14 protein-coding genes are annotated in these 15,382 nt (G+C 68.5%); 7 read left to right on the top strand and 7 right to left on the bottom strand.

Going from position 1 to position 15,382, the window contains the following annotated elements; genetic code table 11:
• Nucleotides 1–97 precede the first annotated feature (97 nt).
• From ACUN0C_RS15290 to ACUN0C_RS15260, 7 genes are read right to left on the bottom strand one after another with little or no spacing between them, the layout of a single operon-like run.
• Nucleotides 98–1,105: an FAD:protein FMN transferase gene (locus ACUN0C_RS15290; RefSeq protein WP_445467254.1), complete on the bottom strand. Its 1,008-nt coding sequence runs from the start codon at nucleotides 1,103–1,105 to the stop codon at nucleotides 98–100.
• A gap of 9 nt (nucleotides 1,106–1,114) precedes the next feature.
• On the bottom strand, nucleotides 1,115–1,702 hold the full coding sequence (locus ACUN0C_RS15285) for a nitrous oxide reductase accessory protein NosL (protein WP_445467253.1): 588 nt from the start codon (nucleotides 1,700–1,702) through the stop codon (nucleotides 1,115–1,117).
• Complete coding sequence (locus tag ACUN0C_RS15280; protein ID WP_445467252.1) at nucleotides 1,699–2,526, bottom strand: ABC transporter permease subunit; 828 nt, start codon at nucleotides 2,524–2,526, stop codon at nucleotides 1,699–1,701. The genes ACUN0C_RS15285 and ACUN0C_RS15280 overlap by 4 nt, the downstream gene beginning before the upstream one ends.
• On the bottom strand, nucleotides 2,523–3,443 hold the full coding sequence (locus tag ACUN0C_RS15275) for an ABC transporter ATP-binding protein (RefSeq protein WP_445467251.1): 921 nt from the start codon (nucleotides 3,441–3,443) through the stop codon (nucleotides 2,523–2,525). The genes ACUN0C_RS15280 and ACUN0C_RS15275 overlap by 4 nt, the downstream gene beginning before the upstream one ends.
• A complete protein-coding gene (locus ACUN0C_RS15270; protein ID WP_445467250.1) occupies nucleotides 3,440–4,696 on the bottom strand; it encodes a nitrous oxide reductase family maturation protein NosD in 1,257 nt (418 codons plus the stop codon). Before ACUN0C_RS15270 ends, ACUN0C_RS15275 begins: the two co-directional genes overlap by 4 nt.
• 2 nt (nucleotides 4,697–4,698) lie before the next feature.
• Entirely contained in the window at nucleotides 4,699–6,615 is a 1,917-nt protein-coding gene (gene nosZ / locus ACUN0C_RS15265) for a TAT-dependent nitrous-oxide reductase (protein ID WP_445467249.1), read from the bottom strand.
• A 15-nt stretch (nucleotides 6,616–6,630) separates the two neighbouring features.
• Nucleotides 6,631–9,060 (bottom strand): 4Fe-4S binding protein, encoded by a 2,430-nt coding sequence (locus ACUN0C_RS15260; RefSeq protein WP_445467248.1) that lies wholly within the window; start codon nucleotides 9,058–9,060, stop codon nucleotides 6,631–6,633.
• Between the two features lie 111 nt (nucleotides 9,061–9,171).
• Here ACUN0C_RS15260 and ACUN0C_RS15255 point away from each other — a divergent pair, with 111 nt between their 5' ends.
• The 7 genes from ACUN0C_RS15255 (at nucleotide 9,172) to ACUN0C_RS15225 (ending at nucleotide 15,367) form a co-directional block, all read left to right on the top strand.
• The gene (locus ACUN0C_RS15255; RefSeq protein ID WP_445467247.1) at nucleotides 9,172–10,101 is read left to right on the top strand and encodes a hypothetical protein; all 930 of its coding nucleotides are present in this window, start codon (nucleotides 9,172–9,174) and stop codon (nucleotides 10,099–10,101) included.
• 265 nt (nucleotides 10,102–10,366) lie between these two features.
• On the top strand, nucleotides 10,367–11,557 hold the full coding sequence (locus ACUN0C_RS15250; protein ID WP_445467246.1) for a tyrosine-type recombinase/integrase: 1,191 nt from the start codon (nucleotides 10,367–10,369) through the stop codon (nucleotides 11,555–11,557).
• The gene (locus tag ACUN0C_RS15245; RefSeq protein WP_445467245.1) at nucleotides 11,554–12,030 is read left to right on the top strand and encodes a hypothetical protein; all 477 of its coding nucleotides are present in this window, start codon (nucleotides 11,554–11,556) and stop codon (nucleotides 12,028–12,030) included. Before ACUN0C_RS15250 ends, ACUN0C_RS15245 begins: the two co-directional genes overlap by 4 nt.
• Before the next feature lie 83 nt (nucleotides 12,031–12,113).
• Nucleotides 12,114–12,236, top strand: a complete 123-nt coding sequence (locus tag ACUN0C_RS15240; protein ID WP_445467244.1) for a hypothetical protein — start codon at nucleotides 12,114–12,116, stop codon at nucleotides 12,234–12,236.
• A complete protein-coding gene (locus tag ACUN0C_RS15235) occupies nucleotides 12,233–12,445 on the top strand; it encodes a hypothetical protein (RefSeq protein WP_445467243.1) in 213 nt (70 codons plus the stop codon). The genes ACUN0C_RS15240 and ACUN0C_RS15235 overlap by 4 nt, the downstream gene beginning before the upstream one ends.
• Nucleotides 12,445–14,661, top strand: coding sequence for a phage/plasmid primase, P4 family (locus ACUN0C_RS15230; RefSeq protein WP_445467242.1), 2,217 nt, complete (start codon nucleotides 12,445–12,447; stop codon nucleotides 14,659–14,661). Before ACUN0C_RS15235 ends, ACUN0C_RS15230 begins: the two co-directional genes overlap by 1 nt.
• A 496-nt stretch (nucleotides 14,662–15,157) precedes the next feature.
• The gene (locus tag ACUN0C_RS15225; protein WP_445467241.1) at nucleotides 15,158–15,367 is read left to right on the top strand and encodes a hypothetical protein; all 210 of its coding nucleotides are present in this window, start codon (nucleotides 15,158–15,160) and stop codon (nucleotides 15,365–15,367) included.
• Nucleotides 15,368–15,382 lie beyond the last annotated feature (15 nt).

The following is a 15,382-nucleotide window of genomic DNA, read 5'->3' as shown; positions in this document are numbered from 1 at the left end:
TCCCCCGGAACTACGCGCCCGATTGCGCAGCTTCCGCAAGAACGGTCGATCAGCCGCTGGAGCGGGAGCTCACGCGCCGACGATCCCGCGAGCCGCGCTAGGAGAATGCCGACTGCGAGACCCGGCCGTCGGATGCGACGAAGAACGCCCTGACCGGTCCGTAAAGCGACAGAAGCGCCTCCCCGGCCACACCCGAGAGAACAGACAATGCCGTGGAAAGCCCGTCGGCAAGCACCGCCGTCGGCGCGGCGACGGCGACGGCGAGGTGCCGGGCGGCGCTCCTGCCGGTGCGGGGATCGAAGATGTGGTGATGCCGGCCGGCCGGGTCGAAGCGAGTGCCGAGGCCGGCCGAGGTTGCGAGCGCCGGAAACGCTCCACGCTCGTCGCCGAGCGGCAGGTCGAGAAGCACGCCGTTTTTGTCGGGGGGATTCCCGAGCGCCGCGCGCCACGGCTCGCCATCGCCCCGGCGGCCGATCGCCCGGGTCTCCCCCAGGTCGACGAGGACACTCGTCAGGCCCTCGCGCCGCAGGAGCTCGGCGATGCGGTCGGTCACGTAACCTTGCGCGATGCCGTTCAGCGTGACGGCCATTCCGCGCCGCGCGAGCCGCACCGAAGCCTCGTCGAGAACCACGCCCTCGTGCCCCACGCATGCGAGGGCTGCCGCGATCGCTTCGTCAGAAGGCCCGTCCGGATCGGCGCCCCCGGTCCCGAAATGATCGGCGTAGAGCCTGAAGAGCGGCTGCACCGTCGGGTCGAACGCGCCGCCGCTCCGCCGGGCGAGCGCGAGGCTGGTCCCCATCAGTTCGAGGAACTCGAAGGGCGGGTTCTCGACGATGCCGGCACCGTTCAGCCGGGAAAGCGTGGAATCGCCCCTGTAGAGGCTGAAGATGCCTTCGAGCCGGTCGATTTCCGCGACGGCACGGGAAACGAGCCTGTCTGCCAAAGCGCGGTCGGGATGGTCGATCCGGATGCTCGCCTCGGCTCCCATGGCCGACCCGCGCCAGACGACCGCGTCGTTCGTCGGGGCACCGGCGGCGCGCACGCCGGCGAGCGGCAGCGCTCCGGCGGCGGCGGCGATCGTGATGAAGCGTCTGCGGGTCAGCATCGCGGTGCCTCAATGGCCCGAATGGCCGGAAGCGCCGGCCTGCTCGTCGTGCGCCGGCGCCGGATCCGACGCGGCGGGCTCCTCGCCCAGCTGAACCTCGCCGAGCACGTAATCGTCGGGAATGTCGGCGAGCGGTACCACGCGGCCGCCGTTCTCGTCGGCAAACCTGCGCGCGTCCGTCTCCGCGCCGAAGGGAACCGCTTCAGGTGCGCCCATGCCGCCGCGCTGCCGGCTTCCGATGACGAACCACGCCCCGCGCGCCTCGATCCAGGTTCCCGCCGCGGGCGAGTCCCAGTCGCCCGCGCGGGCCATGTCGTTCACGTAGATCGCCTTGATGTCGTCCGGCTCCTCGGGGAGCCGCGTGAAGGCGACGGTGTCGCGAACGGAGGAGAACCAGACCGGCTCGGCGCGGCTCGCGAGGTGGATCTGCCCCTTCGGGCCGGCATGGTCCTGGAGCAGCATGCCGCAATAATGGCCGGTGGCCTCGGCCGAGACCTCGACGGGGTCGGGCACGGCCGCGGCCTGCTCCCCGCCGCCGTCGCAGCCGGCGAGCAGGAGCGCGGTGAGCGCCGTCCCGAACAGTGCGCGCAGCGTCATATCTGCTTTCTCCGGAAGGACAGGATGGCGAGGACGAGCGGCAGGACCACCCAGCCGAGGAGCGCGCCGAGCAGCAGGCCCGGCGAGAGCCGCCCGGCCTCGCCGAGGCCGGCCATGCCGCTGTAGACCGAGGCGCCTTCGGTCGCCGTCATGTTGAAGAGGCGGTACGCGTCCGCCGGGTTGAAGAGGAGGAGCACGTCGAGCACGCCCGCGGTGACCGTCTTGCCCTGGTCCGCGACCAGGATGCCGAGGAGCGCCGTGTCATAGAGGATCACGAAGAAGAGCCAGGCGCCGACGGCGAGGCCCGCCGCGGTCGCGCGCTCGCGCACGAGGATGCTGGCGAGCGAGCCGATCGCGACGAAGGCCGCGCCGAGCAGCACGGACGAGCCGATCATGCCGGCGAAGCCGCCCCAGGCGGCAGGGCTGATCTTCGTCGAGACGGCGAGCGCGGCCGCCGCCGCGCCGTAGCCGATCACGGTGGCGATCGCGATGATCGCCGCCTGGCCGAGGAACTTGCCGACCACCACCTGCCAGCGCGCCACCGGATAGGACAGGAGGAGCGTCAGCGTGCCGCGCTCCTGTTCGCCGACGATGGAATCGAAGGACAGCAGCAGCGCGATCAGCGGCAGCAGGAAGATGGTCAGGCTGGCAAGGCTCACGACGACGACCGAGAGCGGGTCTGCGCCGACTGTTCCCGTCGGCGCGCTGCCGAGGAGGACGAGGCTCAGCGCAAGCGCCCCGAGGAGCAGCGTGGTGGCGACGACCCAGCGATTGCGGAGCCCGGCGCGGATCTCCTGTCCGGCGATGGTGGCGACCGGCATCACGCTTCCTCCGTCGGCCGCACGAGCCGCCGATAGACGTCTTCGAGGTCGGGCGTCTCCGTCTCCACGTCGTGGACGAGGTCCGTCATCGCCGCGAGCTGCCGGATGAGGTCCATCTTCCGGCCGCCTTCCACGGCGAGGGCAAGGCGGTCCTCGGCCCGCGAGAGGCAGCGGACCCCCTCCGGGACGCGGCGCAGCACCTCCGCCGTGCTGCACGGCCGGACCTTCACCGTGACGACCGCATCGCCCGCCGCCTGCTGGCGGAGCGCCGGCACGGTGCCGAGCGCGATGAGCCTGCCCCGGTGCATCACCGCCACCCGGTCCGCCCGCGCCTCGATCTCGCGCAGCGCGTGGGTGGAGACGAGCACCGTCGCGCCGTCGGCCTTGAGCGCGCGGATCATGTCGTAGACGTCGGCCCGCGAGGCGGGATCGAGGCCGCTGGTCGGCTCGTCGAGGAGCATCAGCCTGGGATCGCCGATCAGAGCTTGCGCGAGCCCGAGGCGCTGCCGCATGCCCTTCGAATAGGTCGAGACGCGCCGGCCGGACGCGCCCTCGAGGCCTACGCGGGCGAGGAGCTCGGCGTTGCGGTCGCGCGGCTCGCCCTTCAGCTTCGCATAGAAGCGCATCAGCTCGCGGCCGGTCATCGCGCCGTGGAAGGCGACGTTCTCGGGCAGGTAACCAAGGCCGCGGCGGGCAGTCGCGCCGCGCGCATCCGCGGGGTCGGCGCCGAGCACCGTGACCGCGCCTTCGCTCGGGCGGATCAGGCCGAGCATCATCTTGATGAGGGTGGTCTTGCCGGCACCGTTGTGGCCGACGAGCGCCACGACCTCACCGGCCCCGAGCTCGAGCGACACCCCCTCCACCGCCGTGACGGAGCGGTAGCGCTTGGTGACGTCCCGCAGTGAGACGAGCGCGTTCACGACGGGGATCTTGCCGGCTGGGGCGGCCGCATCAGCGGTGCGCTGTCGATCACGCCGCCGGGCTTCAGCGCCGGGAAGCGGGACTGCGCGGCCCTGAGCAGATGGACGGCCGGGCTGTTCACCAGCGCCTTCGCCTGCGGCAGCGTCCACAGGATCTCGTCCATGACGTCGTTCGGGCGATAGGGCTGGTCGGCGATGCCGTCGCCGTCGAGATCGAAGGCAGGATTGTCGCTCCAGTAATTGCCGCGCCCCTCGGCCGCCCAATCGACGAAACGGGTGCCGACATATTTCACCTGGCTGCGATTGCCGATGAAGGCGTTGCCGCTGATCGCGTTTCGCTCCGATCCGGCGGTGAAGTGGATGCCGATCGGGCAGCCCTCGAAGCGGTTGTCGACGAGCCGGTTCTTGTTCGCGTTGTAGACGAAGACGCACTTCTCGCCGCCGTTCTCCACGCTGTTTCCGCGGATCTCGGAGGAATTGGCGGTGTTCAGCATGAGCCCGTGATCGCGGTCGCCGATCGAGGCGTTCCCGACGACCTCGAGATTGTTCGAGTACATCAGCGCATAGCCGACATGGTTGCCGCGCGAGACGTTCCCCGCGATCCGGCTGTCGTGGGTGTACATGTAGTGGATGGCGAAACGGAGGTCGGAGAAGCGGTTGTTCTCGAAGCGGTTCTGCTTGCTCGTCGTGACGAAGATGCCGTCGCGCACGCCGCTCATCTCGTTGTCCACGACCGCGGAACCGGGTGCGTTCCAGATCGAGACCCCGTTCCCCTTCTCCGCCAGCCGCACGTCGTTCCGGCCCGTGATGAGGTTGCCCTCGACCAGCGAGTTGGCGGCGCCGTGGAGATAGACGCCGAAGAGGTTGCCCGCGAGGCGGTTTCCGATGATCGCCGCATTGCCTGCCGTGCGCTTGACGAGCACGCCGGAATCCATGCCCGGGAGATCCTTGCCCGAGCCGCGGATCTCCAGGCTCTCGATCCGCACGTCGGGCGCCGTGACCGTGATGACGCTGCCGGTGCCGGGCCCTGCCACGACGCTGCCTTCCGAGCCGGCCAGCGTGAGCCGCTTGTCGACAGTGACGGCGCCGGCGTGCACGCCGGGCTCGAGCCGGAGCACGTCGCCCGGCGCCGCCCGCGCGACGGCCGCGGCGAGATCACCGCCTGCGGGCACGACGGTCTCGGCTGCACCGGCAGCCGCCGCGACTAGGGTCGCGGCGGCCAGAACCAGAACTCTGGTCAGGGAGAGCGCCATGGTCAGGCGGAACGCGGCTCGACCAGCATGCGCCCCTTCATCTCCATGTGCAGCGCATGGCAGAACCACTGGCAGTAGTACCAGTAGACGCCCGGCCGATCGGCCCGGAACGTGACCGACGCCGTCGCCTGCGGCCCGACCTCCATCGCGATGCCGTAGTTCTCGATCGTGAAGCCGTGCGTCAGGTCCTCCACGTCGTCGATGTTGGTGACGTAGACGGTGACCTCGTCGCCTTCCTTGACCGTGAACTCCTCCAGGCTGAATGCCGGCGCGACCGAGTGCATGTAGACGCGCACCTTGTCGCCGTCCCGGATGACGTCGGCGGCCGTCTCCAGATCGATCCCGTCGGCGGCAGCCTGCTGGCGGGCGTCCTCCCAGTACGGGTCGTTGCGGTCCCAGACATGGACCGGGTTGACCTTGGAGCGGTGGACGATGGTGGCGTCGTGCGGCTCGGCGAAGCTCGGCCCGTCATGCACGATCACCATCTCGTCGCCGGAGATGTCGATCAGCTGGTCGTTCTCCGGCTTCAGCGGCCCGACGTTCAGGAAGCGGTCCTTCGAGAACTTGTTGAGCGACAGCAGCCACTTGCCGTCCGCTTCCTTGGTCTGGCCCATGGAGGTGTGGTTGTGGCCCGGCTGGTAGTGGACGTCGAGCTTCTGGATGATCGGGTCGACGTCCTCGCCGTTGAAGGCCTGGATCGCCTTCTCGATCGACCACTTGCAGATCTGGCTGTCGAGGAAGAGCGTCGTGTAGGCGTTGCCCTTGCCGTCATAGGCCGTGTGCAGCGGGCCGAGGCCGAGCTCGGGCTCGGCGACCACCGTGTCCCGGGGCTCGATCTTGTCGTCGAACAGATCGTCGAACTTGCGCACGTCGAACACGGTGACCGTCGGCGACAGCTTGCCGTTCGCCACGACGTGGATGCCGTCCGGGGCCGTGTTGATGCCGTGCGGCGAGTTCGGGACCGGCACGTAGCGCGTGAAGGGCGACCCCTTCCTGCCGTCCACCACCGGCACGCCGCTGATCATCTCGGCCTCGCCGCGCGCGACGGCCTCCTCGATCCGCTTCAGGTTGAAGATGACGATCCAGTCCTGCTCGGCCGCCGTCATTTCGGCCAGCGTCACGCCCTCTTCGGAATTGTAGCAGGTCGCGAAGCAGTACTTGCCCTGGTAGTCGCCGTCGACGTTGTCGAGGTTGCCGTCGACCATCACCTGCCAGGCGACCTCCATGGTGTCGCCGTCGAGCGCCGTGAAGATGCAGGTGTATTCCTCGGGCTTGTCGAGGCTGCGGCCGTCGTTCGGGAGCGGCACCCGGTTCTCGCCGTTGCAGAAGACGTAGCCGGTCTTCGGGTACTTCTGGACGCGCAGGCCGTGGACCGTGCACTGGTTCGGCAGCTCGATGATCTTGTCGCACTTCATGACGTCGGCGCGGACCCGGGCGACGCGCGTGTTCGCCTTGTCGTTCATGAAGATGTAGCGGCCGTCATAGGTGCCGTCGGTGAACGACATGTGCGGATGGTGGAGGTCGCCGTTCATGTAGATCCCGCCGCGGGTCTCCAGGTACTTCCTGGTCTCCGGCGTGAGCCCCTCCGTGAGGATCTTGATGCTCTCGTTGGTCTGTCCCCAGCCGGTGGCGCTGCAGCGGTTGAAGACGGGCACGCGCATCAGCTCGCGCATCGACGGCAGCCCGACGATGCGCATCTCTCCGGTCTGTCCGGACGAGAAGAAGACGTAGTACTCGTCGAGCTCGCCCGGTCCGACGCTCGCCGCGCCTTCCGCGGCCCTTGCCCGGCTCGGGGCCGCCAGCATGCCGCCGCCCAGCCCGGCCGTCGCCCCGGCAACGCCCGCGAGCGCCGCGAGCCTTCCCGTTCCGCTCAGCAGTCCGCGACGGCTTACGCCTGCATTCGGTTCCTTGTCAGACATGGGTCCTCTCCTCTTTCAAGCTTCTGCTTCGGTGACGATCTGGCCGGGTTGCGGCGGCGGTCTGCGCACCGAGCCCTTGGCCGGCAGCTTCAACTCGGTCCCGGCCGCACCCGTCGGCTTCGCCGACTGGCCCTGCAGCTTTTCGCGCCGGATGCGGCGCTGGATCACGACGGGGCACTTCTGTTCGTGGTGGTAGAGTACCTGGCAGTGCAGGCACGAGATGCACTCGTTCGGGTTGATGTGCCCCTCAGGGTGGATCGCCTCGACCGGGCATTCCTTGAAGCAGCGCATGCAGGGATTGCCGCATTCGCGGTAGCGCTTCAGCCAGTCGAACATCCGCATGCGGCCGGGGATCGCGAGCGCCGCGCCGAGCGGGCAGAGATAGCGGCAGAAGAAGCGCTCCACGAACAGCCCGGCGAAGAGCAGCCCGAGCGCGAAGGCGACGAACCACCATTCCCGCATGAAGCGCAGGATGATCGCGGTCTTGAACGGCTCGATCTCCGCGAGCCGCTCCGCGAAGGCGAGCGAGCCGAGCGCGACGCCAAAGAGCAGCAGGAAGATCATGTACTTGACGGGCCAGAGCCGCTCGTGCACCGCCCACGGGATCTTCAGCTGCGGCACGCGGAGCGCCTTCGCCGCGCGGTTCGAGAGCTCCTGCAGCGCGCCGAACGGGCAGAGCCAGCCGCAGAACGGCCCGCGTCCCCAGAACAGGAGCGCCGCCGCCACCGAGAACCACAGGATGAAGACCAGCGGGTCCATCAGGAAGTAGGACCACTGGAAGTCGGTCCGCAGTGCGCTCGCGAAGGTGAGGACGTTCACCACCGAGAGCTGCGCCTGCGCCACCCAGCCGAGCCAGAACAGGGTCACTGCCAAATAGGCGAGCCGGATGCGGTCGTAGAGCTTCTCGTGGCGGACGATGAGGTCCTGGAAGAAGAAGATGCCGGTGAGCGTGCCGAGCATGGCGACGAGGACGCCGATCGCGACCGCCTTGCTCCGCCAGATGCGCACCCAGAGCGGTTCGCCCTCGTCCTCGTCGTCGAAGAGCGTCGGGGCGGCGGCGGCCGGCTGGCTCGGCTGCGCTGTCTCGCCGGCCGGAGCCGGTGCCGGGGCGGCCTCGGCCGGGGCCGGGGGCGGAGCCGGTTCGGGTACGGCCGCGAGATACTTCTCGGGCAGCTGGTACGGCAGCGCGAAGGCCACGAACGCCTTGTCGAGCGCGCCGGTCGCGCGCTGGACGAGGAGCTTCAGCTCCCACGGCTCGGCCGGGTCGAACTCTACGTCTGGCATGCCGGCTGCGCCGCCGCCACCTTGAGCCGGTGCGCCCCGGCGGCCATGATCGTCCCCCCGTTCGCCGGTCGGGATGAGGAAGATGCCGATCTCGCGGAAGGCGGGCGCACCATCGGCGGCGATGTCGCCGACGCGGCGGTGCAGACGGTCCCGGAACCGGATCGTCTCCGTCCCCTGCACCAGCTCGATCCGGTCGAAGATGCCGCCGCGGACATAGCCCGACCCCTTGAAGGAATAGCGCCCCTCGCCGGCCACCAGGATGGCGTGCTGGCCGGGCGCCAGCATGCGGGCGAGCGTGTTGTACTCGGCCTCGCCGAGAAGGCTCCGCCCGATCGCGGGTTGGCTGACGAGCGCGGCGTAGAGGTCGATGAAGACCTCGTCCGGCTCGCCGCGCTCGGGCCGGCTCGCCGCCCTCTCGTTGCCGCTACGGGCGAACGCGTCGTTGACGTCGCCGACGGTCAGGCTCAGGCGCCGGATGGAGCCGTCGCCGAGCAGCGTCGTCCAGTCCTCGATCGTGCCAGCTTCGGGATCGACCTCGCGCTTCGGGCCGGCGACCGCCTCTCCGGCCCCGCCGATCCTGAGCGCGCGGGCGACGCGCGCCGCCGAGCGGGTGATGCTCTCCGCCATGACCAGCACGGTCACGGTCGCGCCGCTCACGATGTCGATGCGCGGCGGACCGGCACCCTCGGCCACTGCCCTGAGCGGGTTGTAGCCGACCACACCCGCGATCGCGTCCACCACCTTCTGCTCGGGAATCCCGACCAGCACGATCGGCTCGTGATGCTCGACGAGCTTGGCGCCGAGGATCGTCCCTTCCGGATCGATGCCGACCAGCACGTCGATCGGCTTGCCGGAATAGCCGACGCTGTTCACGTAATCGGAGTTGAGGAAGACGTAGCCGGCGAGTTCGTCGCCCCTGAAGGCGCGCACGAGCCGCGGCTCGGCCTCGACCTGACCGAGCCGGTCGGCACCTGGCACGAGTTCCCCGGGCGCCAGCCCGGCGACGAATCGCTCGAGCCCGGCGCCCTGGGCCGCGGCATGCCCTGTGCCGAGGAAAGCCGGGAGGAGCGCAACGAGAAGGAAGAGAAAGTACGCGCACGTGCGGCGGAGCCTGTCCGCCGCCGCACCGCAGTTTCCTCCCGCGCCGTTCTTCCTTGTCATCGCATCTCCGTTCGGGGTGCGAATTATCGCGCCGCGGCGGGGGCGACGTTGCGATAGAACAACGATGCCACGAATTTCCCGCCGAGAATATGACGGCGGAGGGATGGGACCATGCGCAGGCAACTGTTGGTAAACCCGCCGGAACCCGGCAACTGCTCGCTCGCCGATCTTTACGGCATTGCCCGCGCGATGGAGAGCGACGCGGCCGAACGGTATCGCGGCCTCGCGCTCGATGCCGAACGTCGGGGCCAGCCCCGCGCCGCCGCCACATTCGAGCGGCTCCGCAGGCAGGCTGAAGAGCACGCCGCCGAACTGTCCGGCCAGGCAAGCGCGCTGACGGTCGCGATGGACGAGCGCCGCGCCCTAAGGCGCATTCCGGCGGAGTTCGCTGCCGCATGGGACGACATTCGCGGCAGCGCGCTCGTGACGCCCTACCGCATTCTCGCCAAGGCGGTCGAGAACGAGGAGCGTGCCTTCGTCTTCTTCGCCTATCTCGCGGCCCAGGCGGCGGACCGCGCCGTCATGAAGGAGGCCGAGCGGATCGCGATGGAGAGGCTCGCCCGCGCGGCGGACCTGCGGCAAGCGCGGCGCGCCGCGTTCCGGGAGACGCGGAGGGAGATCCCGCCGGCGGAGGTGGATGGCCTCGCCGAACTCGAAGCTCTGATCGCTGCGGGAGAGCGCGACATCGAGGCCCGCCACCGGGAAGTCGCTCGAGCGCTCGCGGAATGCGGCGACGAAGGGAGCGCGCAACTCCTCCTCAACGGGCTTCCGCCCCAGGCGGGCGTGCTGCCCGCATCCCCGGCCGAGCCGAAATGGCGCGGAAGCGATCCCGTGCATTTGCTGACGGCCGCCCTGACGCCGCTCGAGCGGCTCGGCGAAGCGCTCGAATCCGTGCTGAAGACGACCTCCGACGAGGCCGTGTACCGCCTCGCCCAGGCCCGCCTCGAGCCGACCGTGCGCAGATCGTCTGCGCTCCGCCGCCGCATCGAGGGGCTCATCACCGCCGAGCAGGATGGCGCCGCCACGCGCGCGCCGGCCTGACGAGGCGGGCGGGCGGCCTTGCGGGCAAGTCCAGGCAGGCCCTCCCGCAACTGGCGATACGGAAAGACTGGTGACCCCGACAGGATTCGAACCTGTGACCCTCAGATTAGGAACCGGGGAAAATGCGCCAAACGCGGCACAAGCTGGCTCAACTTGCGGGATCGGCAACCGGCTGAGACTCCTTGCATTTTAGCTCTTGTTAGCCTAGCGTTAGCCGGTGTTAGACGGTCGTGTTGTTAGCCGATCGTTAGCCCGGAGCGCCATGATGAGCCGTCGCAGGTCCCTCTCCGACACGGGAGTCGCCGCTCTGAAGCCGCGCGCCGCGCGCTATGCGGAACCCGATCCGGAACTTCGCGGCCACTATGTTCGTGTGACGCCTGGAGGCGCGAAGTCATTCGTCGCGGTCGCCCGCAATCCTTCCGGCAAGCAGGTATGGGCGACCATCGGACCGGCCGACGCGCTGCGCATCAACGAGGCTCGGGATCGCGCGCGGACGGCAATCCAGCGCATCCGGGACGGGCTCCCCGCCTTCGAGGAGAAGCCGCAGGTCGAGACCTTCGCGATCGTCGCCGGGCGATGGCTTGACCGCCACGTCAAGGCGAAGGGGCTTCGCTCCGAGGCGGAGATTACGCGCCTGCTCGACAAGCACGTGCTGCCTTCGTGGCGCGACCGCGAGTTCATAGCGATCCGCCGCGGCGACGTGGCAGCCCTCCTCGACGAAGTAGAAGACGATCACGGCGCCCGGCAGGCCGACTACGTCCTTGCCATCATCCGTGCCTGCATGAACTGGTACGCCGCCCGCCACGACGACTACCAACCGCCAATCGCCCGCGGCATGCGGCGGACCGACCCGAAGAGCCGAGCGCGCGACCGCGTCCTCGACGACGATGAGCTTCGTTCCGTGTGGGCGGCAGCCGAGACGAGCGGCAAGTTCGGCGCGATGGTTCAGCTTGCGCTGCTGACCGCCCAGCGCCGCGAGAAGCTCGCCACGATGAAGTGGGCCGACGTGTCGGTCGACGGCACATGGCGCGTTCCGATCGAGGATCGCGAGAAGGGCGCCGGCGGCGAGCTTGTCCTGCCGGAGATCGCCATCGGGATCATCCGCGCCCAACCGCGGTTCGCGTCCAATTCGTACGTCTTCCCCGGACGCGGCGATGGCCATTTCAACGGCTTCTCGCCTTGCAAGCGGGCGCTCGACAAGAAGTTGCCGGGGATCGAGCCGTGGCGCTTCCACGACCTCAGGCGCACCGCGCGCTCACTCATGTCCCGTGCCGGCGTTCGCCCGGAGATCGCCGAGCGGGTGATGGGGCACGTCATTGCCGGCGTCGAGGGCGTCTATGATCGGCACCGCTACCGAGACGAGAAGGCGGAGGCGCTGCGAGCCTTGGCGGGGCTGATAGGCGGCATTGTCGATCCGCAAAACCGCGTTGTGCCAATGGCGAGGGCTGAGGCATGACCAAGGCACCCGATGTGATCGCTGCACGAGTGCGCGCGGACGAGCTCGTCGCATTCTTCAGAGACACGCCCATAGAATTTTTCGGAATAGAGGTTCGTCTCCTAGCCAAAAGCGATAATCGCCGCCTGGCGGTTACCGTAATGAAGCGCCTCGCAATCTCCGATGAAGCGCAAATGGGAGAACTGGTCGACTATGCACGACAAGGATGGGGGCTGGCGGCAACAGCAATGCGTGAGTTGATCGCGGAACACGCAGAACGCGGGAAACCACTTCCATCCCCTCTTCTCGTTTTGAGTGTCGACTTGGCGGCGCGCCGAATACCGGCGGGGATTCGTGGTCAGTCAAAGGCCGACCTATTCCTTCGTGATGTTGCGGTCTCGATAATGGTCGAGAAATTGATCGAGGAGTTCGGCCTCAAAGCTACGGCCCGAGGCGGGAACACCGCGACCGGGCTTGGAATAAGGATCAGCTGACGGGCTTGATCAGTACACATCATAGTCCCCGCCCCGCCGATCGACAAGCCGGTGCCCGCGCCTTCGCCTCGACCTTCGGCAACATGTTCGCGGTCTACGTCGTCTCCGGCAGCCGTGTCGACCGCCGCGGCATCTTCGCTTCTGAGGCGATGGCCACCTGGGCAGCGCGCGAATTGAATTTTTGGTTCGGGAGGGCGGCGTCATGAGCGCCGCCATCCTTCCCTTCACGCCGCTCGATCCTGGCATCCTCGTCTATGCCGACCACGGTCACTGGCACGTCGACCACGAGTCGGCGAGCGGGGATTCGTGGTGGCGCGTCGGCACGTTCGCCACGCTCGCCGAGGCGGCCGCCGCTGCCTCTGCTGCGACTGACGAGCTTCGGCGCGTCCGGTCCATTTCTCGGGAGGGCCGCTGATGCTGGCGCGCGCTCCCGATAACCTGAGTGCCGAGGCGGTGGCGCGCGCGCTCGGCGGCGACGTGCAGTCGTGCGGCCGTTCCGTCCTCGCACCAGGTCCGGGCCATAGCCCGGCCGATCGCTCGCTCTCTATCACTCTGGACCCGAAGGCCGCGGAGGGCTTCCTGTGTCACTCCTTCGCCGGCGACGATTGGCAGGCATGCCGCGACCACGTGCGTCACAAGCTCGGCTTGCCCGACTGGCAGCCGGCTGCACCGGCGAATGGCCACGCATTCGAGGCGAAGGCCGCTCGTGCGAGCCGGACCATTGTGGCCACCTACGACTACCGGGACGAGCGCGGGACGACGCTCTTTCAGGCCGTCCGTTTCGAGCCAAAGGGCTTCGCCCAGCGCCGGCCGGACGGTCGCGGCGGGTGGCTCTGGGGCGTCCAGGGTGTCCGGCTGGTGCCGTACCGTCTGCCCGACATGCTGGCGGCCGTGCCCGACACGGTCTTCATCGTCGAGGGCGAGAAGGACGCCGACCGCCTCGCCGCCGCCGGCTTCGTCGCTACGACGAATCCAATGGGGGCTGGCAAGTGGCGCGCGGAGTACGCCGCCCATTTCGCGGGGCGCGACTGCTACATCCTGCCGGATAACGACGAGCCGGGCCGGAAACGCGCGGAGCAGGTCGCGGCGAGCCTCCTGCCAGTGGCGGCGACGGTCCGGATCGTCGAGTTGCCGGGACTGCGGCCGAAAGGCGACGTTTCGGATTGGCTGGACCTCGACCCGGGCAACCGGGGTCGGCTCGTCGATATCGCGAAGGCCGCGCCTCCGTTCGGCGAGGACGATCGGCAGATACCGCCGCACACTGACGAGGCCGCGCTCGACAGGCTCCCCGATAATCACGACGCGCGTCCGCCGGCGTTCACCGACGAGGCGCTGGCGCTCCGCTTCGCAGAAAAGCACCGGCATGACCTCCGCTATGTCGCCGGCTGGGGCAAGTGGCTCCAATGGGATGGGAAGCGGTGGACCCTCGACGACACGTTGCTCGCCTTCGACAAGGCGCGGAACGTCTGCCGGGCCGCGGCGGCGGAGTGCAACAAGTCCAAGATCGCTGCGGCGCTGGCCAGCGCCAAGACGGTCGCGGCGATCGAGCGGCTTGCGAAGGCCGACCGCCGGCTCGCCGCGACCGCCGGACAATGGGACGCCGACCCGTGGTCGCTGAATACGCCGGCCGGGATCGTCGACCTCCGCACCGGGCGCATGCGCGACCACGCTCCCGACGAGCACATGACGCGCATGACGGCCGTGGCGCCGGCAGGGAAATGTCCGACGTTCCTGGCCTTCCTGGGCCGCATCATGGCAGGTGACGAGGAGCTCGTCGCCTTCCTGCAACGGGTGTTCGGTTACGCCCTCACCGGCTCCACGCGCGAGCACGCGCTGTTCTTCGGCTACGGCACTGGAGCGAACGGCAAGTCGGTTCTGCTCTCCACCGTCGCCGGGATTCTCGGCGACTACCACAAGACCGCGCCGATCGAGACCTTCACCGCGTCCTCCGGCGACAGGCATCCGACCGACCTCGCCGGCTTGCGCGGCGCGCGGCTGGTGACGGCGGTGGAAACGGAGGAAGGCCGCCGCTGGGCCGAGAGCCGGATCAAGACCCTCACCGGCGGCGATCCGATCTCGGCGCGGTTCATGAGGCAAGACTTTTTCGAGTACGTGCCGCAGTTCAAGCTCGCCATCGCCGGCAACCACAAGCCGGGCCTCCGGAGTGTCGACGAGGCGATCCGGCGGCGCTTCCACCTCATTCCCTTCGCGGTGACGATCCCGCCGGCCGAGCGCGACACCGATTTGACGGAAAAGCTGAAGGCCGAGTGGCCTGGCATCCTGGCGTGGATGGTCGAGGGCTGCCGCGAGTGGCAGGCGAGCGGGCTGCGGCCGCCGAAGGCGGTGACGGACGCGACGGCGGCGTACCTGGAAGCGGAGGACGCTGTTGCGGCGTGGCTCGACGAAGCCTGCGAACGTGACCCGAGTGCTACCGCGCTGTCGAGCACGGCCTTTGCGTCCTGGAAGCTATGGGCCGCAGCCGCGGGCGAGCACGTTGGGAGTCAGAAGAAGTTCATCGCCGCGCTGGAGAACCGCGGGTTTCACCGCCGCCATACGATGCACGGATCAGGGCTCGACGGGCTGAAGATCAAGCCGCGGCCAGAAGGCTCGGACCCATGGTGGGACCGGTGAGAATGGAGGCCCATGACACTTCTGACACTTCATCTGGTTATCGGCGTCACGCGCGCGCGCGTAACGGGGATAATCCGGCCAACTGTCAGAAGTGTCATATGCGGGCTCGACGCCCACTGCCCCGGGGGGCCGATCCGAACCTGTCGGCCGTCATTCAGGACACCGATTGGGACCGAAAACTTGCGCAAAGCCAGATTAACGTCTTGGGATTGCCAATCTGCAAAATCGGGGCGGAAACCGTCGCCGCCAATTCCACAACGGTCGGGGATTTGGCCGGGGGGGTAGTCGCAAGTCCGGCGAGGCGCGCTTCTCCGGGACCAGTGCTGGCTACATGCGGAGAATTTTTCCTCCCGTTTGGAATTCAAGTATTCAAACGGGCGCCCCGCGCGAGCAGGTTTGTTGACCCTAGAAAAAGGCTGTCCCCACCGTCAGGTGTCGCAGATTGCGACGCCCTCGGGCGAGCGCGACGTGCCGACTACAAAAAAGGGACCACGTGATGGGCGCTGATAGGCAGCGGCGCTATCGCCGGCGGCAGGCCGAAGGGCTGCGCGTCGTCGCAATCGAAATTGACGAGGCGGCACTCGGCGACCTCCTGGTCGACATCGGGCTCCTGTCCCTCGCCGAAGCCGACGACCTCGACAACATCCGCGCGGCGCTCCAGCAACTCGTTGCCGATATGGCAATCGCCAATCTTGAGCTGGAGTAGAGCGTTACGCGTAAC

Source organism: Faunimonas sp. B44, assembly GCF_052655945.1.
The sequence above is the reverse complement of the archived record's forward strand: the minus strand, read 5'-3'. Positions and strand labels throughout refer to the sequence as shown.

Excerpts from the sequence above, each read along its gene's own strand:
- ACUN0C_RS15260 (WP_445467248.1), bottom strand. The coding sequence starts at position 9,060 with ATGACAAGGAAGAACGGCGCGGGAGGAAACTGCGGTGCGGCGGCGGAC.
- ACUN0C_RS15230 (WP_445467242.1), top strand. The coding sequence starts at position 12,445 with ATGCTGGCGCGCGCTCCCGATAACCTGAGTGCCGAGGCGGTGGCGCGC.
- ACUN0C_RS15270 (WP_445467250.1), bottom strand. The coding sequence starts at position 4,696 with ATGGCGCTCTCCCTGACCAGAGTTCTGGTTCTGGCCGCCGCGACCCTA.
- ACUN0C_RS15250 (WP_445467246.1), top strand. The coding sequence starts at position 10,367 with ATGAGCCGTCGCAGGTCCCTCTCCGACACGGGAGTCGCCGCTCTGAAG.
- nosZ (WP_445467249.1), bottom strand. The coding sequence starts at position 6,615 with ATGTCTGACAAGGAACCGAATGCAGGCGTAAGCCGTCGCGGACTGCTG.
- ACUN0C_RS15235 (WP_445467243.1), top strand. The coding sequence starts at position 12,233 with ATGAGCGCCGCCATCCTTCCCTTCACGCCGCTCGATCCTGGCATCCTC.
- ACUN0C_RS15290 (WP_445467254.1), bottom strand. The coding sequence starts at position 1,105 with ATGCTGACCCGCAGACGCTTCATCACGATCGCCGCCGCCGCCGGAGCG.
- ACUN0C_RS15225 (WP_445467241.1), top strand. The coding sequence starts at position 15,158 with ATGGGCGCTGATAGGCAGCGGCGCTATCGCCGGCGGCAGGCCGAAGGG.
- ACUN0C_RS15285 (WP_445467253.1), bottom strand. The coding sequence starts at position 1,702 with ATGACGCTGCGCGCACTGTTCGGGACGGCGCTCACCGCGCTCCTGCTC.
- ACUN0C_RS15255 (WP_445467247.1), top strand. The coding sequence starts at position 9,172 with ATGCGCAGGCAACTGTTGGTAAACCCGCCGGAACCCGGCAACTGCTCG.
- ACUN0C_RS15245 (WP_445467245.1), top strand. The coding sequence starts at position 11,554 with ATGACCAAGGCACCCGATGTGATCGCTGCACGAGTGCGCGCGGACGAG.
- ACUN0C_RS15240 (WP_445467244.1), top strand. The coding sequence starts at position 12,114 with ATGTTCGCGGTCTACGTCGTCTCCGGCAGCCGTGTCGACCGCCGCGGC.